This is a genomic window from Roseovarius aestuarii (genome assembly GCF_019966515.1).
In the GTDB taxonomy this organism is placed as follows: domain Bacteria; phylum Pseudomonadota; class Alphaproteobacteria; order Rhodobacterales; family Rhodobacteraceae; genus Roseovarius; species Roseovarius aestuarii.
In genome coordinates this window covers 137,548-162,874 of the sequence record NZ_JAIMIB010000010.1, presented here as the reverse complement: position 1 = coordinate 162,874, position 25,327 = coordinate 137,548, and the positions used below count along the sequence as shown (strand labels likewise).

The window sequence follows — 25,327 nt, the reverse complement described above, 5'->3', positions numbered from 1 at the left end:
ACTGCCGGCGTCGGCTTGGTGCTGTCAGTGATGTGGCTGACTTTCTCCGGCTTAAGTACTCTGTTGCGAAACATGGTGGATAGACCCCAACTACGAATGATTATGCTTGCCACGCCGCTCCTTATAGTCGCCGGATTTTTGCTTTCATACAGCAATGAGAACTTCCCGCTCCTGATCCTGTCATCGGTTCTCGTCGGCTCGGCTCTGGCCTGTAGCAACGCACCGTCCACGCAATTAGTACTGAAGTTCGCACCGAAAGGTATGAGTGCTGTCTCGACAAGTTTGGATATCACTTTCGCAAGACTTGGCAGCATTGCGACAGTCGCCATTCTCGCAGATGCGGAATTCGCATATGCCGCCTCCACGATATGTCTTTCAAGCTTCGTGGCAGCCTTCTGCGCTATGGCTATCAGCAAGGAGCTTGCAAGCAACTCGTGATATTCGGGCCTACAAAGTTACCCGTGGTGTGTAATAACATCGCATCTTGGACGGCCCTTAACCGACATTCGACCGCGCGGAGTATTGATTGGCCGTCTTCGCGAAACCCGCCATTCGTGCAAAGCGCAGCAAATTGGCGTTTCTAATGAACTCGCCCAAACGGACGCAGCAAACTTCCACTGCAGATGCTCGAAACGCCGTTTGTCTCACGCAACGGCGCACCGACTAACGTCAGTGCGCCGCCTTCTGTTATGAGCTGTGTCAAGCATTCAGGCCGCAAGCGTTTGGCGCTGGCGTAGCGCCCGATAAAGACCATCTTCGCGTGCCATCAACTCGGATGGTGTGCCGTCCTCCACGATCCTACCACGGTCGAAAACGAGGATACGGTCCATCTTTTCAACCGTTGCCAGCCGGTGCGCAATGACCAGGGTCGTGCGCCCTACCATCAGCCGCTCAGCGGCGTCGGCAACCCGCGCCTCCGCTTCGGAGTCGAGTGAAGACGTTGCTTCATCCATCACCAGAACCGGCGCGTCCGAAAGGAAAGCGCGTGCGATCGCCACCCGTTGACGCTCACCACCGGATAGCTTTACGCCGCGTTCGCCCACTTCGGTCCCGTAACCCTTGGGCAGCTGTGCGATGAAATCGGCAGCACCCGCTCGCTCTGCGGCTTCGCGTACCTGCGCCAGCGTAGCACCAGGGCGTGCGTAGGCGATGTTCTCGGCAAGTGACCTGTGAAACAGGATTGGCTCTTGCGGAACCAGCGCGATGTGACGGCGCAGATCCACCAACGGCACCTGTGCAATATCAACGCCACCCAGCGTGATTGCACCTGCGGTCACTTCATGAATCCTCTGGATCAGTTTGACAAATGTCGTTTTGCCAGAGCCCGAGCGACCGACCAGCCCCACTTTTTGACCAGCAGGTATTGCGACATGCAGATCATTGAATAGTGGTGATGGTGCCCCTGCGTAGCCATAGTCGACATGATCGAACGCCAGTGTTGCCGCGCGTGGCGCCAAGGCCGCAGCCGGAAGGCGGGCCACGTCCCTTTCGGCCGAGGCAGACATCAGATCAACCAGTTCTTCAGCATCGTTCACGGATTTCTGGAGTTGGCGCACATGATTGCCGATCTGCCGCAGGTAGCCGTCTAGCATTCCAAGGGCCGAGACCACATAGGCAATCTCTCCGGCACCTGCGAGACCCCGGACAAATGCCAGCAAAGCACCGCCCAGCACGGTGGCTCGCAAACCCCAAAGCGACAGATCCTGAGCCAGTCCGGACCAGGTGCCGCGCCGCCATGTCCGCCGAGTCCGATGCTCCCATTTGGACAGAACCCGCCCCAACCGGTCGTCCTCGCGTGTTTCGCCCGCATGAGCCCGCACCACGGCGTTCGACGTAATTGCATCTGCAAGCGCACCCGAGACCCGGCTGTCCTGGGCGTTCGACAGCCGCGCGGCGGGAGCAACCCAGAAAAGCGTGAGCGTTAGGGAAAGCCCCAAAAACACAAGTGCACCCAAAGCGGCGACAAGACCGACCTCCCATCGGAAGGCGGTAAGTGTGCCAACGGTGCCCAGCAACACCAGCGTCGACGGCAGCAGCGCCAGCAATAACACGTCCGCCATGTCATCAAGCGCCCAGGTGCCGCGGGTGATCTGCCGCACCGTCGACCCGGCAAAGGCGCTTGCATGCCAATCGGCCGGCAGGCGCTGCACATGTGCGAAAGCTTCAGCCTCGGCCACGCGCATCGTCGGAACTGTCAGGGCTATGATCGCAAAATAGCTGAGGATTTTCGCAGCGATAGACACTGCGCCCAGAACGAGGAGCAGTCCAAACGCGCTCCAGGGCGAGGTTGCTTCGGAAACGGCGGCGATCAGGCGCCCCGTGACAAGCGGGATAGCGATATCGGCGACTGTCGAGGCCAGGACGAGCAACAACAGCGCAACAACGAGGCCGCACCTGCGCATCCACAAACGCATGGCAAAAGTCAGAACGCGCGCAAATGCGCCATTGGAAAAAATGCGGGACATGAAACGTTCGCGGACAATGACGCCGCGCCCTAAATTCAATTGAAAAGATGTCTGATGGTTGGACGATTGCTACTGACCTCTGGGGCGGCATTCGCCCAATACTGTCAGGATACGGGGGCTCCGAAACGAGAGCGGCCCGGGAGGAAACGTATGCTGACTATCATCTTCGCCCTCCTTGCAATACGGCGTCATTCCGCATGTGGTACTGCCGGCAAAGCGTCCAAGTCAAGCGTAACGGACGAAAAACATGGGTGCTTGGCATATTTGCGGCCCTTAGTTGCCATTCAGCTCTGCTAAAAATCGACTTGTCTGCTTCCCAAAACCAGACATTGATTCAAAGCGCAGCATTTTGGTCTGACGTACGGAAGAACTGCGTACCAAAGCGAAAATTCGCTGCAATCCCACTAATGACAGCAACCCGATGTAGTCTGACAATTGCTGCAAAGAACAGAGAGGGGAGCAAAGGTAGCAATACTGCAATCTGCTGTCGAAACCACATCTTGACGTACAACATCTGAAAAGCTTTACAAATTTGGAATGGATGGAGACCACATGACGTTACGCCTTGCAGCTTTGTTCGCGCTTTTGATCCCATTTCAAGCTGTCGCAGGTCACGAATTTGACGGTCGAGATTTGCTTCAGGGCGAGACCCTCTACCAAGAGAACTGCGCTTCGTGCCATGGCGTGAAACTTGAGGGTCAACCAAACTGGAGGTCGCAGAACGACGATGGCATATTGCCAGCACCTCCTCATGACGCGTCGGGGCACACCTGGCATCACGATAATCAGCTGCTCTTTTCTTATACTGCATCGGGAGGAGAAGAAGCCCTGGCGGAAAGAGGGATCACCAATTTCAAAAGTGGGATGCCGGGCTTCAAAAGCACGCTTTCTGCCGAAGAAATCTGGGATATCCTGGCCTATATCCGCTCCACGTGGCCCGCGAGCATTCAGGAAATCCAGTCAGCCAGAAACCCGCCGCACAATTGAAATGTCGGTTTGTCTAACAACATGATGTTCTCAAATAAACAAAACTGACGAAAGGACTATCTTACCTGAAGTTGGCGCTTGAGAACCTCAACCATCTTTTGAGCCTCAAATGCGTCAAGCCTTCCGTGCTGCAACAGAAACTCTGCGACATCTCTGTCGGTGTAACGCCCTGTGAGTATGTCGTCGCGCAAAATTAGCTTGAGGCGCGCGAATTTGGCAGCATTGTCGTGGCAAATAATGCACTTTTCTTTAAACAGGCGTCCGGTGCCTTGTATGAACTCGAACTGCTCTATCAGCACGTCGATTTCCTGGTCCGATAACTTACCGTGTCCTGCCTTCAGATAATCAATGACGGGGCGACCAGAGGCTTTTCCTGCAAGGCCATCATCAGTCGCAACCAGTTTGTCGGAAACAAAGTCTCCGGCATGCGGCACGTGACATTCGGCGCAGTTCTCTTCGTAGATCAGATGCGGATCAGACTGCTGGGCGTTCAGGAACACTGCCCAGAATGCAACGCTGATTGCTATGCCAATGTGGAAAAACTGTTTCATGTTCCAAACATCCGTGCAGTGTGAAAATCAACCAGTGATCAGAATAGATGATTTCGAAGTAATCATCTTTGATAAGTGTCAACCTTCAAGAAGGCAGGCATTTGTTTGGGCAGTCTGTTGAGGGAATAGATGGCTTTTCGGAGACCGTAAGGGTCTATTCGCAGTTCTTCATGCAATTTTTAGTGTCAGCCGCTAAGGCGCAGATCGACCTGAAGCGTCCGCAACATTTGCCCTGGCCTCTTGCCCAGAGCCGACGTTGAGTTCGGTCCTATCGTTGCAGCTCTTTGGCAAGCCTTGGAGTGCAACCCGCAAACCAGTTTCACGGAAACGTGAAGCTATTCTTGTGTCAGATCAAATATCGAATTGACGGCTCGAACTAAATTCCCGCTCGAAACAGCGAAGGCGTTTCCCATGACGTATAGAACAATCATTGCGGTTTCGCTCGCAGCAGGCGCTTTCCTTGGAACCGCAGCCTTTGCAGGATCGCATAAAGGGCACAGCAAGAATGACCATCATGCCCATATGATGGACATGATGCGCCACATGCACAGTCAGATGCATGAAGCAGACCATCACGACATGCGCGGACGGATGCCAAACAAGGACCGGCATTCGATGAAAGGCATGATGGGCGGTGCGATGCAAAAAATGCTGGACGCGGATGGTGACGGAACTGTCACCCCGGAAGAGGCAAGCGCACAACTTCAGGCGAAGTTGAAGCAATACGATGCCGATGCAAGCGGAACGTTATCAATCTCGGAATACGAGGCCCTGCACAGCGCCATGATACGCGAAATGATGGTGGACCGTTTCCAGCATCTCGATGCGGATGGCAATGGTCAGGTTACGCCTGAAGAGATGAACGTGTCTTAGCCCCGTAAAACTGTGCCACTATTTGTCTGGCATAGGAGAAATGAGGGATGGCTCGAAAGCGGTATTCGGATGAGGACGCGCTGAGGCTGTTGCGCGAGATAGACGTGCATCTGCATGATGGATCGGATGTCGTGAGTGCGTGCCGCAAGGCGGGGATATCGGACAAAACCTATTACTACTGGCGCAAGAAGTTTGGCGGCATGGGGCGACCTCAGCTTGTAGAGATGAGAGCGCTGCAAAAGGAGAATGATCGGCTGAAGAAGATTGTCGCTGACTTGCAACTCGACAAGGTGATCCTGAAGGAGAGCCTGGATCATTTAAAGCCGAAGGCCTGACGCGGGAACAGCTTCGTCAGGCGGTCATTCACACCCGGCAAAAGCTGGATACCTCGGAGCGCCGGACCTGCGCGGTGCTTGGCGTGGCGCGGTCCAGTCTGAGATATCAGCCCAAGCCAGCGAATGATGATGCACTGCGCCTGGCGATGATCCGTCTGGCCAAGCAATATGGTTGGTATGGCTATAGGAAGGTCACAGCCCTGTTGCGGATGGAAGGCTGGCAAGTCAATCACAAGAAGGTCGAACGTTTGTGGGGCGAAGAAGGCCTGCAGCTTGGGGTTGGTTTCAGCCGTTTCCGGTTTACTGGAGTCGTTTGCAAGAGAGTGTGGAATCCTGCTTTTACGCGCTAGGTGTTTTTTTCTGACAGATCGAGTATTTGCTAGGATGCTACAGATGCTATCTATCCGCGTTTAGCGAAGGCGGCGATCATCGCCTCAAGCGGACAAAACCAACACGGAAACGAGCCGTCATCGGCGCGTCACTATTTGATTTGCCTTTCCGCTGTCTTGCATTGAGAAAACCACATCACCAATTTCGCGAAGCAACTTGATCTCCATTGCCTCAGCGAATTCATCGAAATCATCTGCTGTTACGACAAACGCATTCGCGCCCCCGATCACATGAAGGACGAAGTAGTTGGTCAGTTTTTTGTCATCCTCTTCAATAGCCAACCCATTTACCACAATCCCTTGTGATAGAAGCTTGCGCCGATATTCGAACAATAGCTTTGGATCATCGGTTTTGCCATTCCCCGAAATATCAATCACTTGACGTCGCGCCTGTCCCGGCGCGCGCTCCAATACGTTGGCAGAAAAATCCAACCCCGTATGGATCATGGTACCGCCGCCACCCAATATACGCGGCATGTCATCTACCATATCTGCATAGGCGTTCACGTCCTCAATGGTATGCAGTTCAACCCAGTCCAAAGCCAACACTTGTTGCGCTACGCTGGACCATTGCACAATCGCGATTCCTACCCCGCCAGGTGTCTGCTCAATTGCTGCTGAAACGACGCTGGAACGCAGGGCATTTGCGGTGCCGGTGCGCTGCAAATCGAATTCAACATCATTGACGCTAGCGGACGTATCAATGGCCAACACCAAGTGTAACTCCATCCGGTCTTTTGCCGCAGCAGAGCTCGTCATTGAGGCAAGGAAAATCGTCACCACAAAGACGTCGAAAAAACGACGGCTTGCTCGACCGGCCACTAAAACTAATCCAGTTTTCGAGAACGCCCGGAGTGGGAGTCTATACTTAGGTTGATAAGTCTGCCCCTCGTCAAACAACCTACACCCCTTCTACCAAAACGGCATCACCCTCTGAAATTCTTTGACGTAGTGCTTTTGTTGCCGCCCCAGAAAACCTCTTTCTGCCAAGGTAAGAGAGCTAGGCTTGGTCGAATGACGCGGCCCGATTAAATACCGGGCCGGTCTCGTATCTTGATAGACTATGCTTTGAACCACCAGCGGCTGGGAGCGCGGGCGCCGTCGAGTTCCCAACTGGCAGCTAGGCCCTCGCCACGCATGACATTTGCCCGGCGCGCATAGACAAAATTGTTAAACATCGGGATAATTGTACCACCGTCGTCACGTGCCAGCATGGCCATTTCACGGTACATTTCGCCACGCAGGGAATCATTAAGTTCCGACTTCGCTTGTAGCAGAAGTTTGTTGAACCGCTCGTTTTGCCACTTGCTCTCGTTCCAGGCAGCATCGTCTTTGTAGGCCAGCGTGTACATAACGTCAGGTGTCGGTCGCGCACCCCAGGAAACGGCAAGAAATGGCTTTTTCAACCAGACGTCGGAATAGTAGCCGTCGTTGGGTTCGCGAACGACGTTGACGGAAATTCCGGCCTTCTTAGCCTGTTCGGCGTAGAGTACGCACATATCCACAGCGCCCGAAAACAGGCTTTCCGCAGTCGAGATGTTTACAGTGAGGCCTTCTGCACCTGCTTTCTGGAGCAGCGACTTTGCCTGTTCAGGATCATACTCACGCTGAGGAATATCATCTGGCCAGTACGGTTGTGCAGGAGAATGATGGAAATCGTTACCAATCGTCGCTGCGCCGAACCCAATTTTCTCGATGATTTCATTGCGGTCAATTGAAAGCTTGAGCGCCTTGCGTACATCGGCATTGTCAAAGGGTGCGGTGTCGCAATGCATCGGCATCGTGATTGCTGCGGCAGAGGGTACATTCTCAACGACGAGATCCGGGTTACGTTGCATCAGTGCGGATGTCTTCAGGTCGATCAACGAGATCGCATCGACATCCCCCGTGATCAAGGCGGTCTGACGGGCGTTGGGGTCATTCAGAACCAGCATTTCAACCGCGTCGAAGTATGCACCTTCAAGATGCCAGCCCTCGTGACGACTAAGCGTCCAGCCGACGCCCCATTCGCCTTCGTCAATTTTGTAGGGCCCGGAGCCATCACCTGATTGCCAGTTCAATGATCCATCATCGTTGGCGGGGCAAATCGCCAGATGGTAGTCCGTCATCAGCCAGGGAAGATCTGCGTTGCCACTGTTCATGGTAATCTTGACTGTGTGGTCTCCCTCGGCGTCGACATCAGTGACAGATGTCAGCAGAGATCTTGCCGCTGATGTTGAGTCTTCGCCGCGGTGATGGTTCAGTGTGGCAATGACATCGTTTGCCGTTACGGCTTTGCCACTATGGAACGAGGCGTTGGGATTAAGCTCAAATGTCCATATAGTAGCATCGCTGTTGGCCGACCAGCTAGAGGCAAGATCAGGGCCAAGGGTTCCATCGGGTTCAATCAATGTGAGATATGAACGGTATTGATGCGCCAGATAAATCTGTTGTCTGGACACGTATGTTCCAGGATCATGAGTATCAGACGAGTTGCCGTCATGCATACCGACTCTGAATGTGCCACCGCGCAACGGCGCTGCGTTAGCTGACGTTGTCCAAAGGCCTGTGGCTGCAGATGCGGTCATACCTGCAGCCAACGAATAATGCATGAATGAACGACGGGATACGCTTCCGCTGCGCGCAGCGGTTGCCAGTCGGTGGAACAAAAGGGGATTTGTAATTTTGGACATAGCTTCCTTACCGTTCTATTAAATGTGTCGGAAATTACTCCCGAGCCAGGGGGAATTGGCGACTAGGGTTGCGCTAAGAGGCTCACTGACAACCTTAGCAGTAGTGGTCTCGAAGTGTGATCTCTGTTGCGACATTGACGGCAACTGAATCCGACATCAAAGCCGACCGACCAAAACTGTCAGATGATTGCTCTGAGCCCCATAGTTTATGAACCGAGGAGAACTACTAAGCCTTTTCAAGGTTCAAACCGTCTTCGCTCGTGGTGCAATAGCCGCAGCTCTCAAAGTTTTTTGCTGTTCTCGCGCTTTCCAAAATGCACCCCTGGATACGTGCGCTGCGCGAGCACCTTGGGCCTCGGGATGAGCATGGCAGTCCAGCGGTCGCTTTCAATCGGATTCTCAACCCGTTTTATCCGCTTGGATGGTGACTTTGCTGCCGTTTGCAGCAACCGTACCAACGACTAGTAACTGGAAAAAGAGGCCTTCTGTTTTGCCCTGCTGCTCGGGTGGCTTGCGGACAAAATTGCCGTTGCCAGATTGAAATTTGTACGCGAAGTGTACATCTTCCAACATAGTGCCGATCAATCCCCTAAATTCGCGAAAATGTCTGAATGTTGCCGCGCGTAGTTGCGCCTTTCTTGAAGCCAACGCCCGCAGTTTTAACCCATTGAGTCACTAGAAAAGAGGAGGATTGATGCAACCCCGTCTCGACTACATCAAAGCATCAAGACATCAGGAGATAACAAAATGCTGAACAGTGTATGCCCGATTCTACCCAGCCGAGATTTCGACGCGACATCTGCATTTTATGATCTGTTGAGTTTCAGAGAGGTCGCCAGATTCGACGCCGAGGGTTACTTGATCCTCGTTCGTGACAACGTTGAGATTCACTTTTTTAATCACCCTCAGCATGATTCCGAGGCCTCCGAACATGGTGCTTTTGTCCGTGTCGAAGATGCAATGGACCTTTCAGAAAGTTTTGGCCCACTGAATCTACGCACCGAGGGCATTCCGCGTTTCGCAAAAGCCGAAAACAAGCCTTGGGGCGTTTGCGAGCTGGAAATCGTTGATCCTGATGGCAACTTGCTTCGCATGGGTCATATCGTAGACGAAGAGTAATCGTCATTCGGCTTATAGCTTGGAACGCGCTCGGCAAGAAGTTCAAGCCCAACCGTTGCTCATTGGCCGTGCAGAAACCATCGCTTGAGTTCGACCTGGTATACGGCCGCGTCTCGTTCATTCTCTGTGGGTTTCTTGCCTATTTACCCGCCTTTAACGACAACTTTCTAAAGGGCGCGTGAAATGGAATATAACGGCGAAACCCGTCACGGAAAATTTAGCTGACTTGGATTATCCATACATTGAAATCACAACTATCCCAAAAGCCAGAAGGGTTGCTGCTGCGAAGCGTCGTCCCATCGCACCTTCGCGCAAATACAATCCCCCTAGCGCGACCGAAATAGGAATCGATGCCTGACGTAGCGCGGTCACCACAGCAACGTCCCCACCGAGTTGGTAAGCGACCAGGATCAGATAGTAGGAGACGTAGCAGATCAAGCCTGGCAGCATTATGCTGATCAGCGAAAGCCATTGCAGCCTTTCGATCCGCAGAGTTACATTTGCGCGCTTACGCCGCCACAGGATCAGGTAAAAAGGCAAGACCAGAATATCGACCGTGAACATCAATACCTGGGGTGCAATCCGCTGGCTGAGATGCGCATCTGCGAGCGAATAAATGCCGGTGCCACACATGGCCAACACAGCAAGAAATAGAGTGAATGGGTCGTCAAAAAACCGGCTGCCGCGCCGGTATTGAAGAAGAAAGCCCCCTAACATCACCATGCCGATACCAAGCAGAGCGAGAGGTGAATAATACGTCCCGAACAGCAGAACGCTGGCGATGACGACAAAAATCGGCGAGGCGCGGATGATTGGATAGTAGGTTGAAAGATCTCCCCGCTGCAAGGTTGCGGTCAGGCAGGTTCCATAGATCATCTGGCCAATTACGGACAATGCAATGACCGGCAGCACCGTGAACACTGAGGAAAAATCCACGCCAACGATCACACCGTGAGCCAGAGCGCAGAGCGCGGTTGTGGCCATTAGAAGGATAAACCCTAGCTGTGGGTCCGAATTCTTTTTGACAAGCAGGTTCCAGATCGGGTGGAGCGTTGCGGACGCAAGTACCAGAAAGACAATGCTCAAATCCATGGCTCAGCCAGTTCCTCAAAAATAGTTAATGAGCCAATTTAATGTAATAGACGCCAATTTATTTGAATTACGAGGGATTACAAAAGAAACTTTGTCATGCATAGTATGAATAAATGCTCATGTCTCTCCTGGGTTTTCCATGGTCAATCACCTTCCGCCACTAGCAGCTCTGCGTGCCTTAGAAGCCGCATCTCGTCACCGTAGCTTTACCCGCGCCGCCGCTGAACTAAACGTTACTCAGAGCGCGATCAGTCACCAGATACGCAATTTGGAGCGGCAGTGGGGGGTCGAGCTTTTTGAACGCGGTACACGACCCCTGAGATTAACCAGAGGGGGGGCCGCGCTGGCACCGGTCGCAGGGGACTTTTTCACTCGGCTTTCGGCAACATTGGATGATCTACGCGCTGAAAACCTACGAGGTCCTCTCAAGGTAAGCACGCTTGAATCCTTCGCGCTGACATGGCTGGTCCCGCGTCTCAGCGATTTCAATGAACGTCACCCCGAGATCGATGTGTGGATTTCGACAAAGGATGGTCATGTCAATTTCAAGGCCGAGGATATTGATTTGGGTGTCAGATTTGGCCATGGCGATTACCCTGGGCTGCATAGCCGCCTCTTGTTGCGTGAAAATGTCTTTCCCGTTTGCAGCGCCGAGCTATTGAACCGACTGGGCCCACCGTCGAATCCGGCCGAACTGATACGTTACCCTTTGCTGCAAGTGCATGACGGTGTCATGAGTTCGCAATGGAAAACCTGGCTTGCCGCTGCGGGAGTTCCGGATCTGCCACTTGACGAAGGACCCCGATTTCCGAACACCAATATGGCTTTGCAGGCAGCGACCACCGGTCAGGGCATCGCGCTGGCCCGCAGTGCACATTTGGATGGCAGTTTGAGTGTGGCAAGTCTTACGCGCCTGTTTGATGTGCATTGCCCATCAGAATCCGCCTATTATCTGGTTTGCCCGACAGGGGCGCAATCGCGCCCCCGGATTGCTGCATTCTTCGACTGGATCAGCGCCGAAGCCTACCAATCACAACAACGCTACGATCTGGATTGGAAGCCCGCGACTTAACATATCGATCAAGATCATTGACCACGGATGAGACACGTTGGTAATAGTCCGATACAACTGAATTTCCGCGACATGGTACCAAGGGTAAGATCATGAGGTTTATTGTTTTTGCAGCTGTTGCAAGTATTGGATTTTCCACTCAGTCCAGCGCGCAGGGATGCACAAATGAACAGATTCAGCAAAAGACTGATGCGCTCTTTATCTATGTTCAGGATCATCCTGAAAAGGCCGGCAAAATGGCCCGTCATAAGGCGGAGGTAGAGGCGGAATACGGCGGCAAACCTAGTGAAGCTGAGCTTTGTGAAGCACTCGACAAAATTCAGGCACGGCTTGAGGCCGACAAGTAACGAAGCTCATCTGTGATTGACATCAGGTCAATCTCTCGTTGCTAGCTTCAGTGTGATATTGAAATTGGAATCTCGAACACTAGCCATTTTGCCAAATCCAGCTTGGAAAGACTAAATTTTTGGCAGAAAATTGGGATAGCCACCACATTCGGAAAATTTGTCACCAGCGACTCTGCAGTTGAAGACAATATGTAAAATCTTCGGCTGCGAGCCCATTCAAAGACTTGCCCATTTCGCTGCGGTTTTGTTCGAAGAGTTTAAGATAAGTCTCCGAAAGCTCAAAAATGGATTGGCTGATTTGTTCTTCGCTGTCTTTTGACTTGGCCTTTACAGAAATCTTGCCCGTTTGCTCGCGCCACAAGGAAATGTCTTTCTGATAGCGCTTTCGTATTTTCGCCTCGTCTGCCTCGCTTAATCCAAGATTCCTCGTATCTTTCTGCATTGCTATATGCAAAGCTGAACAGCGCTTAAAGACTTCATACCACGTCGCGATTTCAACCTCACCTTTGAGCATCTCGGATAGGGGCTGGAGGTCTGGGTTACTAGCGCGTGCATGACCTGACAAACAGATTGCGCAAAAGATACAAATTACAAAATTAGGTATACGAAGCTGTCTCATGTAAGAGGAGTCCATTTCTAACAACAATGAAAAACCTCTGCTTGAATCTGCGAGGGATTTTACTCCAAGTTAAGCGGCTTGGCGAAGTCATGCAATCGCTGCTAAACATTCATGGGCAGCCCTTTTTGACGGGTCCAGCCTGATTGTTAGTGCATGATTGGCCTGGTTTCCATCGGGATGATGGTCTCGGGCGCTGGTGGGCGCTAAGCGTTCAGCAATCAGACCACTGAAATGTGGAACTAAATGGGCTTTGACAAGAGACGCCCCTCATCCTGAGTTTACAAAACTCGGCTAAATTGAGGGTTACTGCTCTATTTGACGGATGACAAAATACATAACTGCGCCGTTGTTTTTGCTGTAGTGGGCCGAAAGCAATTTACCTTCAAATTCCCATCGGTCGTGGCTTGGATTCGGGAAACCTACATCAACCTCACCCAGCCCAATTTTCCACGTTCTCTGAGGGGCGCATCGCTCCAATAACTCCAAACGCGGGTAACTAAACTTAAAGCCAAGTGGCAAGTCCCCAGCAAATTGCTCGTGGTCATCGTGGCCCTGCGCATAAAGGAAAATGCTTTGGCACTTTCTCAAATGTTTAGTGTTCCCACCCTGAGCCCCATCGTCTGGTCGGAAAAGCAAATCAACGCCTTCATCTCTTGAAATTACGTATTGCGTGCCAGATTCCGGCCTCTCAATTTGAAAGGTGGGATGTGTTCGCAGAAGCTCATTCACTTCATCGGAATCTATTAGCTTTCCCAAAATGCCAAACAGTCTAGACGTTTCAATGAGGCTCAAAATCTTAACCGTGTGCTAGCTTCCATATTTAGGGATGTGTATTTTTTGTCTCTGTACATGTCCACGCGCAAAGTGGGCTCGGTGCGGTCATTCGCAGAACTTGGACCTGTGGTTATGTACCCTACCCCACCACTTCTCCTCAGATCAGATTTTTTTGCGCATCCATTCCGATGGCGTTGCGCATAAGGCAAAAGCTCGATCATTTCCCAAGATGATTGCACTAGAAATCCAGCCACGATTTATCTGCTACAATTTTCATGCAGTGGGACTCGTCAGCCATATCCGTTAATGAATCCAAAAAGTGCCTTAGTGAAGTGAAGCGCGCTAGCTCATTTCTATCGTCACTCACGACTACGACTTCAGGTTCTTTAGACAGAGAGTAATCCAAGCACACCAGATCGTGCATATCTCCCATAATTGGCACATAATTCCTATTCAACTGCCAATCTTGCGCTGTTTCCTTTGTCCGCGCGATTTCATCAAATGAAAGCGGCGGCCACGGTAGGTGAATAGGACCAGCTTCAGTTACGACACCCTGGCTGGGTTCGATACTGCCTATTGCCTCTATCTCTTCAGGCAGTTTGACATTCCAGCGCGACTCTGCCCGACTTTTCACTTTTGGATCCTCCCTGTTATCGTTCCACGGTGCATAGCTACGTAGCGTCGAGGGGTATTTCGCTCAAGCGCGTATGAACCAGGCGGATTTAATTTCACGAACTTTCCTATGTTGACCCATTTCCGATGACGACGACACGATCGGCTGCGCAAGCCCCTTTGCGGGCAGCCCCAGCGATGACAGGGAACAATCCGAAACCGACATGTCCCGTCGCAGGCCTTCATGTCAGGGATTTGGTATTGTGCTACCGCGAGAGGGTAATGTTCCTGCAAACGACCCGATACCGGCGGCGTGTCCGCCGATGACTGCCCTGTCAGAAACCTTGCCGCACGCTTCGCGACGCGCCTGGGCGATGGGGCTTATGATCGTTAGCTCTGTCGGCATCAGCTTTGGCGGTCTGGTGATCCGCGCGATCGAGGCAGCCGATGTCTGGCAGATCAATTTCTACCGCTCGATTGCGCTGGTGGTCATGGTCGTAACCATCATGGCATTGCGCCACGGCCGCTCTACAATGGCCCGCACGCGCGGCATCGGGCGACCCGGTCTTCTGGCCGGATTAATGCTGGCTGGCGCGGGCATTTGCTTTCTGCAATCGATCACAAGCACCACTGTCGCAAACACGCTTTTCATGCTGAGCGCGATCCCGTTCTTCACTGCCGCGCTTGCCCGGGTTTTCCTGGGCGAGAGACTGATGCGCGCAACCGTGATGGCAATGTGCGCCGCCGCCGTCGGGATTGGGGTGATGGTTTCGGGCGGGATCGGCGCGGGCTCGCTTTATGGCAACCTGATGGGGCTGCTGACGGCGCTCTGTTTCTCGTGCTATGCGATCATCGTGCGTCGCCACCGCGGGATCGAGATGCTGCCTGCGTTGATTGTGTCGGGCAGCACCATCATCGTGATCGCGCTGGTACTGCGTTGGGGCGATCTGGCGATCCCGCTGCGCGACATAATGCTTTGCTTTCTACTAGGTGGCATCCTGTCGGGGCTGGCGAACGCGCTGTTCATCGCCGCCTCGAAACATCTTGGCGGCGCCGAGCTGACGCTATTCATGCTGCTGGAATTTGCCCTTGGTCCGGTCTGGGTCTGGCTTTTCATTGCCGAAACTCCAACAAAGGCGACGATTGCTGGCGGCGCCATCGTGATAAGCTCAGTGACGGTGCGCGCCGGACTGGAACTCGTCAACAACCGAAAACGCCGGAAACGCGGCATCCAGCCACCGCTTTGATGCTAACTGACTTTCTTCCCATCAAAGGGCGACCTATAACTGACATTCGGCCACAGCATTGATCGATTGGCCATTCCTACGAAACCGGTCCTTCATGCGGAGTGCAGCATTAATTGATGCTAGAGCAATCCGAAGCGGAGCGATGTGGAAGTCGATTTCCTATTCTACAGCGCCTGCGTCGACAAGTATATTTATCAAACTTTCATCCCCTGTCTCTTGGGCGTGGGAGAGTGCAGAACGAGCCCAATTGTCCTTCACATTCGGGTTTGAACCTGCGGCCAAAAGAGCAAGTACCATGTCCCTGGAATCTGGTCTGGAAATTTGTGCAAGTAATGGTGTGAATCCCGATCCGTCTTTCAGTTCAAGATCTGCTCCTGCCTCGAGAACAAGCGGCAAAAATTCAGCATCGATCAAGATATGAAGCAGAGTGCTGCCGTCACCGCTTTGGGCATTAATGTCAGCCCCATAATGCAAAAGAAGCGCCAGTACTTCGTCAAAACCATTGTAGTCCAAAACATGTATTGCTTGAAATTCGAACCTGTCTGCTTCGATTGCCAAACTAGGATTAGCTTCGAGCATTTGCTGGACATTTGTGGTGTCACCCAATTGGACAAACTTAAAAAACTGTTCCAATTGATCGGGCGTAGTTGGCATCTGCGCTGCCGATCCGCCGCACAATCCGATAATTGAAAGAATTGTTAGTAATTGACGCATTTCGTTCCTCTACCACTTAATAGCTGATTTCCAACTAGGCATCCAAACAGTAGTCGATACGTCAATCACCGCAATGGCTGCGGTGCGGACTTCATAGACCCTCGCCCGGGTACACCCGCTCAATTGGGGTCATCTGACATTGTGAGCGAAGATCTGCATCAACTAGGAACCTTGTCAATGTCAGCTCCGAGCTAAGCATGAGTATTAGCCTCAATCGCATTGACGTTCAGAGCTAAATCCAGCACGCGGCTGGCCACCGCACTTTCATTTCCCTTGTGATGCGCGAATTTCGTCACAAACGCCCTCAAACAGTTCAAAATACTGCCGTTCAAGTTCAGCGCTAGAAAGGCTAAAAGCGGAATGAGTCAGCGGTAGATTTAGGCCTTTCGCCAGCTGTTCCGCCTCGTCTTGAAAAGGCGGGTATACGTCTTCTGCAGCCGACAAATCTCCAGCATTCCTCATCCCATAATCCGCCACCCACAAGCAGTAGATAAGCTTATCGAGCGGCTGGAGAGAATCCCGTCCATCCTTAACGCGTTTTTGGATTACCACGTCTCCCGCATCGATTATCCAATCTTCGTTTGAAGCGTCCATGCTAACTGAATTCCTCGCGTCAGTTGATAACTTGAGTTCGCCAATGTGTGCTAGATTCGCTTCACCCAAGCATCCAAAAAGATCAAGATATTTGACCTCAACAGTCCATCAGCAAATGGTTACAGTCTTCGGAGCTGTCGGAGCCAAATAATGTAGTCGCATTGACATTGATTTTTAGGGCCAATCACCAGATCCGGGCACTGGGTTCTTGGAATAATACACGTCGAAGTGCTTTGCATATTTGGGATCTCTCATTGTAAATATGCGCCCCGAGTAATTCCCAAAGTTCTGTCCGTTCTTAACGACGGCCCAATCCGTGATTTGATTGTAGTGAAACTCGATCATATTTGAGAACACCCGATGTTCTCGGAGTTTGGGTTGTTCATTGATGTTAGCGACATAGACTTCTTCGATGCCAAATTTGCGCTTCGGAGCGAATACCCACAGATATTCTACAGTGTCATCTTTTGAGGAGTGCAAGGTGATCCGAACATTGTAAGCGTGCGGCAATTTAGATTTTCTGGCGTACTTCAGGAAAGTATCCAAGTCACGCCGAGCCTCTTGAATGGCAACATTTAGTTCAGGATCATCATCAACAAATAGAACAGTCGGGTCATCCGCTTGGGTGAGTTGGGCACTGAGCGGAAGCATGAGCAGTGCCATAAAGAGCATTTTCCAAAAAGCTTCCAATTGAGGCCCTTTCCTTAGGGTGATGGAGATTTGCGAACATCCTAGGCCCTTAAAATTCACATATCAGCACATATCAATGACAATGATACTTGAACTCATATCCCTAAAATTGGTCTTCATCGTCATTTGGATTGCACCGTTGAGCGACAAATTGGACGATGTTGGTCCATTCAGAAATCCATTTGCTAGGGTGATATGAGAGTGCCAGATCCGTAAATTCGAAGTTGACAAAGCGGCTTTACAGAATTCCAGTCTGCTTATGAAAAAAACAACTTTGGTATTGTCTGCCGTTCTCGTTTCATTGGTCTCATCCCTTTCAGCTCAGGATCTTCAAAAAGGGTTGGAGGCCTATCGATCAGGTGACTACGCTGTTGCTTTGGGCGAACTGGTACCTTTAGCTGAACAAGGAAACGAAATAGCGCAATACAATTTGGGGCTGATGTACTTCAACGGAAATGGCGTTCCTTCAAGTTTCGAGGAAATGTTGAAATGGCACAGCAGTGCCGCTGCTCTGGGTAGCGTTGATGCCCAACTTTCTCTCGGGAATATATATCGGGGTGGCTTCGGAGTTGCACAAGATTTTGCGGAAGCTGCGACATTTTATAAGCAGGCAGCTGAACAGGGTAATGCTAAGGCCCAAAACAATCTGGCTGCCCTTTTTGCCAAAGGGCTTGGTGTTCCAAAGGATGCTGAAGCGGCTGTTCGTTGGTATCGGACGGCGGCTGAACAGGGGGATAGCTCGGGTCAGGTAAATCTGGGTATTGCGTATGACAAAGGTAAAGGTGTCTCCGAGGATGATGTACTGGCCTACATGTGGCTTCACATCGCGCACAACAATGGTGGAGGAATTGCCGCGTCGATGTCTAAGGGGCTCGTTGCTAACAACTTGACGGAAAAAGAAATATCCATGGCTCTAGAATTGGCCGATGAGTGTTTGGCCCGTGACTATGCCAATTGTGGGTATTGAGGGCGCTAATTGGATGAAACGATTGTGACCATCCTGCTGACGGCCCGAGGTGAACCTTGCGGGCCGCCGTCAAATCTTCCCAATGAAGAAACGAGATCCCCCTTACATTCAGACTTCTAGAATTTGTAATTTAGTTGTTGGCGAAGGTAGAGAAAAGGCGCCAGAGACGAGAAGTACAATGAGCCCAAAGTGTAGCAATTGGCCTTGGTGGATATCTTTCCAAGTTGCCCCGGCCCGAATGGTTTCAAGACGTCCCATGGTCTTAATCCTATATAATCTGTTTCGATCCTAAAGGGAGCAGTCAGGTTACGGAACAAATGTTCTTCGTGGAAATGGCAACGGCCCTTTGCCGACGTTCGATAGATCGCAGTTCCCGCTGGCCAACTTCCCGAAAGCTGACATTCCTACGGAGCGCAGCAATATCGGAAATCTTGATGACTGTTGCGGACAAAGCTACCGCCCGATGTATCAAGGTTTTCCGAAAACTAATTCGAGAGTTAATCCACTTTTTTCGAAGCAGACATTGGGCACTCGGCGCAGCATTTCAAACCCGTGTTGAGTTCAAGTCAATCGTGTACCTTGCTCCCGATCGACTAGCGATCCGAAAAATCTGACCCGACCGACTCATGGATGCTCATTTTCAACAGCTTGGAAAGCTGAAAAACGAGACTAATCCAATGGCTGTAACATTTCGGCAGATAGATATCCCGATACCAAACAAAAGAACTTTCGCTGAGAGCTTTTAGTCGTGTCCGGTCATCGCATAATTCAATTGTGGCCCACGCGAGACTTGAAATGCTGGAGGTGACAAGAAGATCCTGGTCGATAAGGTCTTGCAGGCCGTAGCTGCGTTCACTTGCAACCGGTGTTGCCGCGGCCATTGCCCCGACGATCCGGGGGGTCTCGAGATGATTGCATTTGTGCGAATGGATGTTCAGGCAGCATCGCGATTGCGCCACGACATCTTCGAAAACCACGCCTTGATGCGGGGAAAGACGCAGGCCGCCGGCGCTCAGCGCGGTTACGATTTCGCGCCGCCGCTCGGTCAACCCGCCGACGAAACAGACGTCGTACCGCCGCAGGTCGAGTTGGGTTTTCGCCGGAATGTCGGCGGGATCCACGGCAACCGGAAAATGAAGGACGGGCAGGCGCAACCTTTTTTGAAGGACACAGGTTTGTGGCAGATAGTAGTCGAGAAGAACATCATAAAGATCGAGCTTTTCCATCAGCATGCTGTTCTTGCGGCGGATCGCGCTCCAGCCGGGCCGGCTTATGTTCAGGGGGTTACCCAAAGCTAGGACAACCGAAAAGTTCAGATAGACATACCGGCATCCCGGCCGCCGGATGTGGCGTGCGAAGTTTTCGCCGATGACAAAGACCAGAGCACCCTCTTCGTGACCCGCGGCGTCGATCTCGTCGACTATCAGGAGCTCTGCATCGGCATCCACTATGTTGCGCAGAACCCGATGAATAAATCGGACGACGTTTCGCACGTAGCCGAAACTGACATTGTGGACAACAAGATAGGTTTTTCCCATTCAGGCCTCTAACAATCGAACAAACAATGCCCCGACGACTCAGACCGTCGTTGCGAATGACCGTGAATATGTGGGCTGGAATCTGCCATTCCGCACCAAAATCCGGCAACACAAACAGGGCTGAGCAAAAGCCTGCCGAGCTTCACATGCCGATTTTCCGGGCAGAAATACAATGTTCGATTGAAAGTGGCGCGCGGCTGGCAATTTATAGCCGACCGCCGTGCCCTGCATGTGCGCGACCGGCATCCGTGCGATAGATTTCAACGCAGGCATTGCGTTGATTTTCGACTGGTTTCACCAAATTTGCCCCGCCTTGCACTGCGATATTCTCTACACGAAAGCGGTCCGACATGGAGATGAAAACCACTGTTCCGGTCGCGCCGGATGAAGCAAGGGCTTCTGAGCCCCTCATCGTTGTACCGTGCCTGAACGAAGCGGCGCATATCGGAACATTGCTGGCGCAATTGCGCCGGACAATCGCGAGGGTCGGAGGCCGGATCGTCGTGGTTGACGGCGGCAGCACCGATGGCACGTTCGACATCGCGGCAAAACACGCAAATCTTTGCCCGCGCGTCCATCTGATGCGCAATCCGCAACGGATCCAGAGTATCGGGATCAACATGGCAGTCGAACGGTTCGGAGACATGGCCACCCACCTGATCCGCATCGATTCGCATTGCGGCTATCCCGAGGATTTCTGCGACCTGCTGCTGCAGGACGCGCGAAGCGTCTATGCCGATTGTATCGTCGTCGGCATGGTGGCGCAGGGCAACAACCGCATTCAACGCATCAATGCCACGGTCCAGAATTCATTCATTGGCAATGGCGGATCAAGGCACCGGGTGCACCCGCTAGCCGGCTATGTCGATCACGGGCATCATGCGCTGATCAAGCTTGCCGCTTTCAGGGCGGTCGGTGGGTATGACCCCTCGTTCACGCATAACGAAGATGCCGAACTGGATTACCGGCTGCGCAGGGCGGGTTATAGGATCTGGCTCACGTCAAAGACGGTCGTAACCTACTACCCGCGCGACACGCTGCATGCCTTGGCCCGGCAATATTTCAACCATGGCAAGGGCCGGGCCAGCAATCTGATAAAGCACCGGATCATACCGGGATTGCGGCAGGCCAAGGTCGTGCTGGTGCTACCCGCAGTTCTTGTGGCCGGGTTGTCTGGTTTCAGCGTTGCCTTTGCCGTGCCGGCGCTGATCTGGGTTAGCGCCTGCCTGGGTGCGGGTGTTGCGATGGTGATCCGCACGCGCCAGCCGGACCTGGTGATTTCGGGTATCTCGGCCATGCTCATGCATTTCTCATGGTCGCTCGGGTTCTGGCAGCGCGTAATTTCCCGTCTGCCGACATTGCTGGTGGAACGCGCGTCATGAGACCAACCGATCCGCTTCCCCGCATCGACATCTGCGTCTGCACATATCGCAGACCGCACCTGCTGGAGACCCTGCGTTCGCTGCAGAAACTTCGATTGCCCGCAGACGCCGAGGTGGCGATTCTGGTGGTCGATAATGACCGGGACCCAAATGCGAAGGACATGGTTTTGGAATGTGCACGATCGTGCCATCTGAAACTACGCTATGTCCACTGTCCGGAGGGCAATATCTCGATTGCTCGGAATGGCGGACTGGACAATAGCACTGCGCGCTATCTCGCCTTTGTCGACGATGACGAGGTTGTCACGCCCGGCTGGATCTCGGAACTGCTGCGCAAGATCAAGGCAACGGGTGCGGCGGCCGTCCTGGGACCCGTCACGGCGCTTTACAGTTTGGATGCACCGGCCTGGATGCAGTGTCTTTCGGTACACTCGACCCGGCCGGTTTGGGTCAATGGCGTGATTCGGACGGGGTATACCTGCAACGTGCTGATCGACCGTCACCATCCCGCGGTATCGGCCCGGCGCTTTGACCCGGCGCTTGGCCAGTCCGGTGGCGAGGACACCAAGTTTTTTTCCGAAGTGTTCGCCGGTGGCGGGCAGATCGTGTTTGCCGAAGGCGCACTGGTTCACGAGAACGTGCCGCCAAAACGGGCCAGCGCGGGGTGGCTTTTGCGGCGGCGTTACCGCATGGGCCAGACGCATGGTCAGCTGCTTGGCGACAGGAAGAGCAACATCGCAAAGGCTGTCCCCGTAGGGCTGGCACTGGCAAAGATCATCTATTGCGCCGGCGCGGCGGTTCTGGGTGGTTTCAGCCAGACGCGCCGCTATCAAGCGATCCTGCGCGCGGCGCTGCATGCCGGCGTGGTTGCCGGTCTGATCGGGCAGCGAACATTGCGGCAATACGGCACTGCCCGTCTGGACAGGGTGAACTGAGCGCCCGCGCAGCGGGGGTCGAAGGAATTTCAGGCAGATGAACACGATTGGTATCAGAGTGCGAAACGACCCCCGCGAGGCGAACCTGTCAGATATGGACGCAGAGGATCTGGCGACATTGGGCGACCTGAGATCCGCATTGCGGCGGCAGTACAAGCCGGTCTTGCTTGGTGCCTTCGCCGGCCTCGTGCTGGGGGCGCTGCATTACCTGACCTCGCCGCCTCAATATTACACTTTTGCCACGGTACTCGTGGACGACCGGATGGGCGAATTGGCCGAAGAGATCACCGCCAGCATTCCCTTCGTGCGCAACGACACCTCGCTTCTGAACGAGATCGAGGTTTTACAGTCGCTTCAACTGGCCATAGAAGTGACCAGGAAACTTGGGCTGCATCATAATGAGGAATTCCTTTCCCCGCCCAGTTCGGTCGCGCGATCGGCGATCACGGAGCTAACGGATCGCGTCACGGCGCTGATACCCGGGCGCGAGGAAGCAACGCCTATCATTGACGCGGCATCACCGGAAGACATCGAGGCCAAGCAGATCGAGATGGTGGCCTTTCGGCTGCAGCGCGACGTGCGTATCGCAAGGGTCGGGCGTAGCTTTTCCGTAGATATCAGTTTTGTGGGTTTCGATCCGGAGCTGTCCACACAGATCGTGAACACCTATGCCGAAGCCTATCTGGAGGATCATCTGAACGCCAATCTCAAATCCAGCGAGCGCACTGCAACATGGATGCGAAACCGAATGGTCGAGTTGCAGGCCAGTTCGAAGGCCGTCGCTGAAGAGGCAGAGGCCCTGCGCCGCGCGGATCCCGGCAACGTGCAGGGATTGCGGGAATTGGCGCGACGGGCGACAACGCTGGCCACGCTTCAGAAGACGATTTCCGAGCGCCATGAACAAATCGCAATTCAAGGGTCATTTCCGGTCAGCAACGGTCGCATACTGACCCACTCGATCGTGCCTGAGACCCCGGCGCTACCAAAGGCTTGGCGGCTGATTTCGATCGCCGGTCTGCTGGGGTTGATGTTCGGTTTCGCGATCGCGGTCCTGCGCGAAATGCGTGAACGGTTCTTCCGGGTGGGCGAAGACGTGAGTGAATACACGGGCCAGACCTTTCTGGGATATTTGCCTCATGTGGATTTCAGAGATCTGGTCGATGAACCATGGCCGGAGTGCGGCACGCTGATTCTCGATGAGAATGCAATGCTGGAGACCGAGCCGGACAGGACGAATGGCGGTCAGACAGAACATGGTCAATCGCCGCTTGTGGCGCCGCATCTTTTCATGTCGATTCTGGCCCCCGGATCGCTTTACAGCGAAACACTGAGAAATATTCACACAACGCTTGAACATAACCTGCGCCAGAAAACCTGCCGCGTCGTCGCAGCAGCCTCGATGCTGCCCGGGGAAGGCAAGACGACATTTGCCGCGAACTATGCCAACATGGCCGGGCGACTGGGTGAACGGGTCCTGCTCATCGATGCCGATCTGCGCCACGCGACGCTGAGCATCGAACTTGGTCGAGCCGACGGGCCGGGACTTGTCGAGGTTCTGAGGGGCAGCAACGCGCTCTCGGAAGCCTTGTGTGCGCTACCCCGCAACGGACCGGACCTGTTGCCATGCGCCGCCGGTCGGCGCCGGGCATCGTCGGTTGACGTTCTCTATCAGCAAAACATGACGTTGCTGATCGAAGAGTTGCGGAAACAATACGATGTGATCGTCATCGACCTGCCGTCGCTTGGCACTGTATCGGATGCCAAGGCAATGCTGAGCCGCCTGGACAAGATCATCTTTGTCTGCGCATGGGGCAAAACGCCACGCAGCTTGGTCAGCCGGTTCTTTGCCCAGGAACCCGCCTTCGCCAAGAAGGTTCTGGGAGTCGTGCTGAACCGGGTGATCATCGGCAAGCTGAGCAAATATGCACGGTCTGGCGATGCAGAGAGGTTTCTGATGAGCCACCTGGCTGCGCCCGCAGATGAACCGGTCGAAGATGCACCCAGATTTGCTTCGTCGCGCTGAGATCACCGTAATTCCGGATTTATCGCGCAAGTCAGCAACTGTTGTTATACACTGACGGCGAAAGCCTTGGAGTGTATGATTTGCGTTTGGCTGTCTTTGTCGTCTTGTTGCTGGTAGCGGTGGTCGCTGTAGGAACCTGGTCGTGGGTGAACGGTGCGGGCATTGGGGTGATCCTTTTGCGTATGGTTATTACGATGGTCACATTGCAGATTGGGTATTTCCTGCTGGTCTTCCTGTCAGCTTATGTTCCCGGCAAAACCAAGGAATCCGACAAGACACAGGCAAACCATCCCGAGTCCCCGCCTGGCGCCAAAGCGGTCTCGGACCCTGATGACTAGACCTGTTGGCGGCTGCGGGTCGAGATGAACTCGTGCAGGTTCGGATCCGACCGGCCCATCAGCCGTGTCAGCCCGCCGCGCAACGCAAGTCGCAATTTGTCGGAAAACCGAAGGGCAGTGCCGACATTGAACGTGATGTGGGATTTGACCAACCCACGGGCGCGCATGTTCACCGGGTAGGCAAAAGCCGGATGATCCAGGAAACGGGAACGATCCTCGGCTGCGGCGCGAGCCCATGCCCCGCGCCGCAACACACCGATCGAACGCTTGAGACTGAGTTCACTCCGCAGATACCCGGCCTTGGAGCCGAGATCGCGCAATGTATCGTCCCCGTTTTCGGCCCAGACGGCGAGTGGCTCGAGGGCGATATAGATGGGCTCGTCGATCGCGAAAGTTCGCATGTATTCCTGAAGCGTCGCGCTGCAGGGCACCTTTATTTCCAGATCTGAAACCGCGAGGCGAGACCAGAACAGACCACCGTTCGAGACGCCGATATCCGCTATCAAGGACATTCGAAAGAGGCTGGCGTTGATCCGACCCTCGGTCAGCTTGTTATCCAGGATGCCCCCGGCGCTCAGATGCGCATCCTTGCTGCCGCTTTCAAACTCGACCAATTGGTTGCGAAAGACGATTTCAACCCCCTGCTGTCGGCATATCCGGATGTTGTCCTCGATAAAGCGCGGCAGGATAAAATTGTCATCTTCCACGACGCAGAAATAGTCTGCGTCGCACGGGTTGGCGCGGCCGAAGCACTGGTCGATATTCTTTGATGCAAACCGTTGCGGTTTATTCTGGTGACAGGTGATGCGCGGGTCGCACAGGGCGTTTACGACTGTCGCCGCAGAGCCCTCCGGGTCGTCGTCATAGACATCGCAGACCCAGTTTTCCCAGGTCTGGGCGATCATGCTTTCAAGGCATCTTTTCAGCGCCGCGGGCCGCCGGTAGGTCGGTGTACGGATGTGAACGCGTGATTTGCTCTGCCGCGCCTGCAT

At 53.5% G+C, this 25,327-nt stretch carries 27 protein-coding genes and 1 pseudogene; 14 read left to right on the top strand and 14 right to left on the bottom strand.

The genetic code is table 11. The features are described from left to right. Positions 1-438, top strand: a pseudogene (locus LC334_RS13600) (MFS transporter); the annotation flags it as partial. Between the two features lie 269 nt (positions 439-707). Here LC334_RS13600 and LC334_RS13595 read toward each other — a convergent pair. Beyond that, on the bottom strand, positions 708-2,465 hold the full coding sequence (locus tag LC334_RS13595; protein ID WP_085800787.1) for an ABC transporter ATP-binding protein: 1,758 nt from the start codon (positions 2,463-2,465) through the stop codon (positions 708-710). A gap of 552 nt (positions 2,466-3,017) precedes the next feature. On the opposite strand from LC334_RS13595, the gene LC334_RS13590 reads away from it, so the two are divergent. Further along, positions 3,018-3,452 (top strand): c-type cytochrome, encoded by a 435-nt coding sequence (locus LC334_RS13590; protein WP_085800938.1) that lies wholly within the window; start codon positions 3,018-3,020, stop codon positions 3,450-3,452. A gap of 56 nt (positions 3,453-3,508) precedes the next feature. On the opposite strand, the gene LC334_RS13585 is transcribed toward LC334_RS13590, so the two are convergent. Beyond that, positions 3,509-4,003, bottom strand: coding sequence for a hypothetical protein (locus LC334_RS13585; RefSeq protein ID WP_085800788.1), 495 nt, complete (start codon positions 4,001-4,003; stop codon positions 3,509-3,511). Between the two features lie 411 nt (positions 4,004-4,414). Between LC334_RS13585 and LC334_RS13580 the strand changes: the two genes are divergently transcribed. The 3 genes from LC334_RS13580 to LC334_RS13570 all read left to right on the top strand — a co-directional run bounded on the left by LC334_RS13580 (position 4,415) and on the right by LC334_RS13570 (position 5,561). Then, the gene (locus LC334_RS13580; RefSeq protein WP_223412994.1) at positions 4,415-4,876 is read left to right on the top strand and encodes an EF-hand domain-containing protein; all 462 of its coding nucleotides are present in this window, start codon (positions 4,415-4,417) and stop codon (positions 4,874-4,876) included. Positions 4,877-4,923: 47 nt separating this feature from the next. Further along, positions 4,924-5,211, top strand: coding sequence for a transposase (locus LC334_RS13575; RefSeq protein WP_085800789.1), 288 nt, complete (start codon positions 4,924-4,926; stop codon positions 5,209-5,211). 74 nt (positions 5,212-5,285) lie between these two features. Continuing rightward, positions 5,286-5,561: an IS3 family transposase gene (locus tag LC334_RS13570; RefSeq protein ID WP_085800790.1), complete on the top strand. Its 276-nt coding sequence runs from the start codon at positions 5,286-5,288 to the stop codon at positions 5,559-5,561. 117 nt (positions 5,562-5,678) lie between these two features. Here the strand turns inward: LC334_RS13570 and LC334_RS13565 are convergent, their stop codons facing one another. From LC334_RS13565 to LC334_RS13555, 3 genes are all read right to left on the bottom strand, one after another. Then, the gene (locus LC334_RS13565) at positions 5,679-6,500 is read right to left on the bottom strand and encodes a DUF1194 domain-containing protein (protein WP_139836399.1); all 822 of its coding nucleotides are present in this window, start codon (positions 6,498-6,500) and stop codon (positions 5,679-5,681) included. A gap of 161 nt (positions 6,501-6,661) precedes the next feature. Then, positions 6,662-8,272, bottom strand: a complete 1,611-nt coding sequence (locus tag LC334_RS13560) for an ABC transporter substrate-binding protein (protein WP_085800792.1) — start codon at positions 8,270-8,272, stop codon at positions 6,662-6,664. 399 nt (positions 8,273-8,671) lie between these two features. Further along, positions 8,672-8,845 (bottom strand): hypothetical protein, encoded by a 174-nt coding sequence (locus LC334_RS13555; protein WP_176237701.1) that lies wholly within the window; start codon positions 8,843-8,845, stop codon positions 8,672-8,674. A gap of 174 nt (positions 8,846-9,019) precedes the next feature. Between LC334_RS13555 and LC334_RS13550 the strand changes: the two genes are divergently transcribed. Then, entirely contained in the window at positions 9,020-9,391 is a 372-nt protein-coding gene (locus tag LC334_RS13550; RefSeq protein ID WP_085800793.1) for a bleomycin resistance protein, read from the top strand. A 231-nt stretch (positions 9,392-9,622) separates the two neighbouring features. Here LC334_RS13550 and LC334_RS13545 read toward each other — a convergent pair whose 3' ends face one another. After that, positions 9,623-10,483 (bottom strand): DMT family transporter, encoded by an 861-nt coding sequence (locus LC334_RS13545; protein ID WP_085800794.1) that lies wholly within the window; start codon positions 10,481-10,483, stop codon positions 9,623-9,625. Positions 10,484-10,622: 139 nt separating this feature from the next. Between LC334_RS13545 and gcvA the strand changes: the two genes are divergently transcribed. Next, positions 10,623-11,555 carry a transcriptional regulator GcvA gene (gene gcvA / locus LC334_RS13540; protein WP_085800795.1) on the top strand — a complete coding sequence of 311 codons (933 nt, stop codon included), beginning with the start codon at positions 10,623-10,625 and terminating at the stop codon, positions 11,553-11,555. 92 nt (positions 11,556-11,647) lie between these two features. Beyond that, a complete protein-coding gene (locus tag LC334_RS13535) occupies positions 11,648-11,902 on the top strand; it encodes a hypothetical protein (RefSeq protein WP_085800796.1) in 255 nt (84 codons plus the stop codon). 160 nt (positions 11,903-12,062) lie between these two features. Here the strand turns inward: LC334_RS13535 and LC334_RS13530 are convergent, their stop codons facing one another. The 3 genes from LC334_RS13530 to LC334_RS13520 form a co-directional block, all read right to left on the bottom strand. Next, on the bottom strand, positions 12,063-12,416 hold the full coding sequence (locus tag LC334_RS13530; protein WP_085800797.1) for a hypothetical protein: 354 nt from the start codon (positions 12,414-12,416) through the stop codon (positions 12,063-12,065). Positions 12,417-12,824: 408 nt separating this feature from the next. After that, positions 12,825-13,250, bottom strand: a complete 426-nt coding sequence (locus LC334_RS13525; RefSeq protein ID WP_223412993.1) for a hypothetical protein — start codon at positions 13,248-13,250, stop codon at positions 12,825-12,827. Positions 13,251-13,533: 283 nt separating this feature from the next. Further along, entirely contained in the window at positions 13,534-13,929 is a 396-nt protein-coding gene (locus LC334_RS13520) for an SMI1/KNR4 family protein (RefSeq protein ID WP_085800799.1), read from the bottom strand. Between the two features lie 301 nt (positions 13,930-14,230). Here LC334_RS13520 and LC334_RS13515 point away from each other — a divergent pair, with 301 nt between their 5' ends. Beyond that, complete coding sequence (locus tag LC334_RS13515) at positions 14,231-15,154, top strand: DMT family transporter (RefSeq protein WP_176237702.1); 924 nt, start codon at positions 14,231-14,233, stop codon at positions 15,152-15,154. A 159-nt stretch (positions 15,155-15,313) separates the two neighbouring features. Here the strand turns inward: LC334_RS13515 and LC334_RS13510 are convergent, their stop codons facing one another. The 3 genes from LC334_RS13510 to LC334_RS13500 all read right to left on the bottom strand — a co-directional run bounded on the left by LC334_RS13510 (position 15,314) and on the right by LC334_RS13500 (position 17,152). Then, a complete protein-coding gene (locus LC334_RS13510) occupies positions 15,314-15,868 on the bottom strand; it encodes an ankyrin repeat domain-containing protein (protein ID WP_139836402.1) in 555 nt (184 codons plus the stop codon). Positions 15,869-16,132: 264 nt separating this feature from the next. After that, complete coding sequence (locus LC334_RS13505) at positions 16,133-16,462, bottom strand: hypothetical protein (protein ID WP_085800802.1); 330 nt, start codon at positions 16,460-16,462, stop codon at positions 16,133-16,135. A 174-nt stretch (positions 16,463-16,636) separates the two neighbouring features. Beyond that, positions 16,637-17,152 carry a DUF2314 domain-containing protein gene (locus LC334_RS13500; protein WP_139836403.1) on the bottom strand — a complete coding sequence of 172 codons (516 nt, stop codon included), beginning with the start codon at positions 17,150-17,152 and terminating at the stop codon, positions 16,637-16,639. Positions 17,153-17,411: 259 nt separating this feature from the next. On the opposite strand from LC334_RS13500, the gene LC334_RS13495 reads away from it, so the two are divergent. Next, positions 17,412-18,119, top strand: coding sequence for a tetratricopeptide repeat protein (locus LC334_RS13495; RefSeq protein ID WP_085800804.1), 708 nt, complete (start codon positions 17,412-17,414; stop codon positions 18,117-18,119). 593 nt (positions 18,120-18,712) lie between these two features. On the opposite strand, the gene LC334_RS13490 is transcribed toward LC334_RS13495, so the two are convergent. Beyond that, on the bottom strand, positions 18,713-19,567 hold the full coding sequence (locus LC334_RS13490; RefSeq protein ID WP_223412992.1) for a CgeB family protein: 855 nt from the start codon (positions 19,565-19,567) through the stop codon (positions 18,713-18,715). Positions 19,568-20,013: 446 nt separating this feature from the next. On the opposite strand from LC334_RS13490, the gene LC334_RS13485 reads away from it, so the two are divergent. Genes LC334_RS13485 through LC334_RS13470 form a run of 4 tightly spaced genes read left to right on the top strand, consistent with a single transcriptional unit; the run spans position 20,014 to position 24,335 of the window. Beyond that, a complete protein-coding gene (locus tag LC334_RS13485) occupies positions 20,014-21,039 on the top strand; it encodes a glycosyltransferase family 2 protein (RefSeq protein WP_085800939.1) in 1,026 nt (341 codons plus the stop codon). Next, entirely contained in the window at positions 21,036-21,974 is a 939-nt protein-coding gene (locus LC334_RS13480) for a glycosyltransferase (RefSeq protein WP_085800806.1), read from the top strand. The genes LC334_RS13485 and LC334_RS13480 overlap by 4 nt, the downstream gene beginning before the upstream one ends. Positions 21,975-22,011: 37 nt before the next feature. Next, complete coding sequence (locus LC334_RS13475) at positions 22,012-23,997, top strand: AAA family ATPase (protein WP_085800807.1); 1,986 nt, start codon at positions 22,012-22,014, stop codon at positions 23,995-23,997. Between the two features lie 41 nt (positions 23,998-24,038). Beyond that, positions 24,039-24,335, top strand: coding sequence for a hypothetical protein (locus tag LC334_RS13470; RefSeq protein WP_223412991.1), 297 nt, complete (start codon positions 24,039-24,041; stop codon positions 24,333-24,335). Here LC334_RS13470 and LC334_RS13465 read toward each other — a convergent pair. Then, positions 24,332-25,327: a glycosyltransferase family 2 protein gene (locus LC334_RS13465; protein ID WP_085800809.1), complete on the bottom strand. Its 996-nt coding sequence runs from the start codon at positions 25,325-25,327 to the stop codon at positions 24,332-24,334. The two genes, LC334_RS13470 and LC334_RS13465, sit on opposite strands and share 4 nt — an antisense overlap.

Excerpts from the sequence above, each read along its gene's own strand:
- LC334_RS13595 (WP_085800787.1), bottom strand. The coding sequence starts at position 2,465 with ATGTCCCGCATTTTTTCCAATGGCGCATTTGCGCGCGTTCTGACTTTT.
- LC334_RS13590 (WP_085800938.1), top strand. The coding sequence starts at position 3,018 with ATGACGTTACGCCTTGCAGCTTTGTTCGCGCTTTTGATCCCATTTCAA.
- LC334_RS13585 (WP_085800788.1), bottom strand. The coding sequence starts at position 4,003 with ATGAAACAGTTTTTCCACATTGGCATAGCAATCAGCGTTGCATTCTGG.
- LC334_RS13580 (WP_223412994.1), top strand. The coding sequence starts at position 4,415 with ATGACGTATAGAACAATCATTGCGGTTTCGCTCGCAGCAGGCGCTTTC.
- LC334_RS13575 (WP_085800789.1), top strand. The coding sequence starts at position 4,924 with ATGGCTCGAAAGCGGTATTCGGATGAGGACGCGCTGAGGCTGTTGCGC.
- LC334_RS13560 (WP_085800792.1), bottom strand. The coding sequence starts at position 8,272 with ATGTCCAAAATTACAAATCCCCTTTTGTTCCACCGACTGGCAACCGCT.
- LC334_RS13555 (WP_176237701.1), bottom strand. The coding sequence starts at position 8,845 with ATGTTGGAAGATGTACACTTCGCGTACAAATTTCAATCTGGCAACGGC.
- LC334_RS13550 (WP_085800793.1), top strand. The coding sequence starts at position 9,020 with ATGCTGAACAGTGTATGCCCGATTCTACCCAGCCGAGATTTCGACGCG.
- LC334_RS13545 (WP_085800794.1), bottom strand. The coding sequence starts at position 10,483 with ATGGATTTGAGCATTGTCTTTCTGGTACTTGCGTCCGCAACGCTCCAC.
- gcvA (WP_085800795.1), top strand. The coding sequence starts at position 10,623 with ATGGTCAATCACCTTCCGCCACTAGCAGCTCTGCGTGCCTTAGAAGCC.
- LC334_RS13535 (WP_085800796.1), top strand. The coding sequence starts at position 11,648 with ATGAGGTTTATTGTTTTTGCAGCTGTTGCAAGTATTGGATTTTCCACT.
- LC334_RS13530 (WP_085800797.1), bottom strand. The coding sequence starts at position 12,416 with ATGCTCAAAGGTGAGGTTGAAATCGCGACGTGGTATGAAGTCTTTAAG.
- LC334_RS13515 (WP_176237702.1), top strand. The coding sequence starts at position 14,231 with ATGACTGCCCTGTCAGAAACCTTGCCGCACGCTTCGCGACGCGCCTGG.
- LC334_RS13510 (WP_139836402.1), bottom strand. The coding sequence starts at position 15,868 with ATGCGTCAATTACTAACAATTCTTTCAATTATCGGATTGTGCGGCGGA.
- LC334_RS13505 (WP_085800802.1), bottom strand. The coding sequence starts at position 16,462 with ATGGACGCTTCAAACGAAGATTGGATAATCGATGCGGGAGACGTGGTA.
- LC334_RS13495 (WP_085800804.1), top strand. The coding sequence starts at position 17,412 with ATGAAAAAAACAACTTTGGTATTGTCTGCCGTTCTCGTTTCATTGGTC.
- LC334_RS13485 (WP_085800939.1), top strand. The coding sequence starts at position 20,014 with ATGAAAACCACTGTTCCGGTCGCGCCGGATGAAGCAAGGGCTTCTGAG.
- LC334_RS13480 (WP_085800806.1), top strand. The coding sequence starts at position 21,036 with ATGAGACCAACCGATCCGCTTCCCCGCATCGACATCTGCGTCTGCACA.
- LC334_RS13475 (WP_085800807.1), top strand. The coding sequence starts at position 22,012 with ATGAACACGATTGGTATCAGAGTGCGAAACGACCCCCGCGAGGCGAAC.
- LC334_RS13465 (WP_085800809.1), bottom strand. The coding sequence starts at position 25,327 with ATGCAGGCGCGGCAGAGCAAATCACGCGTTCACATCCGTACACCGACC.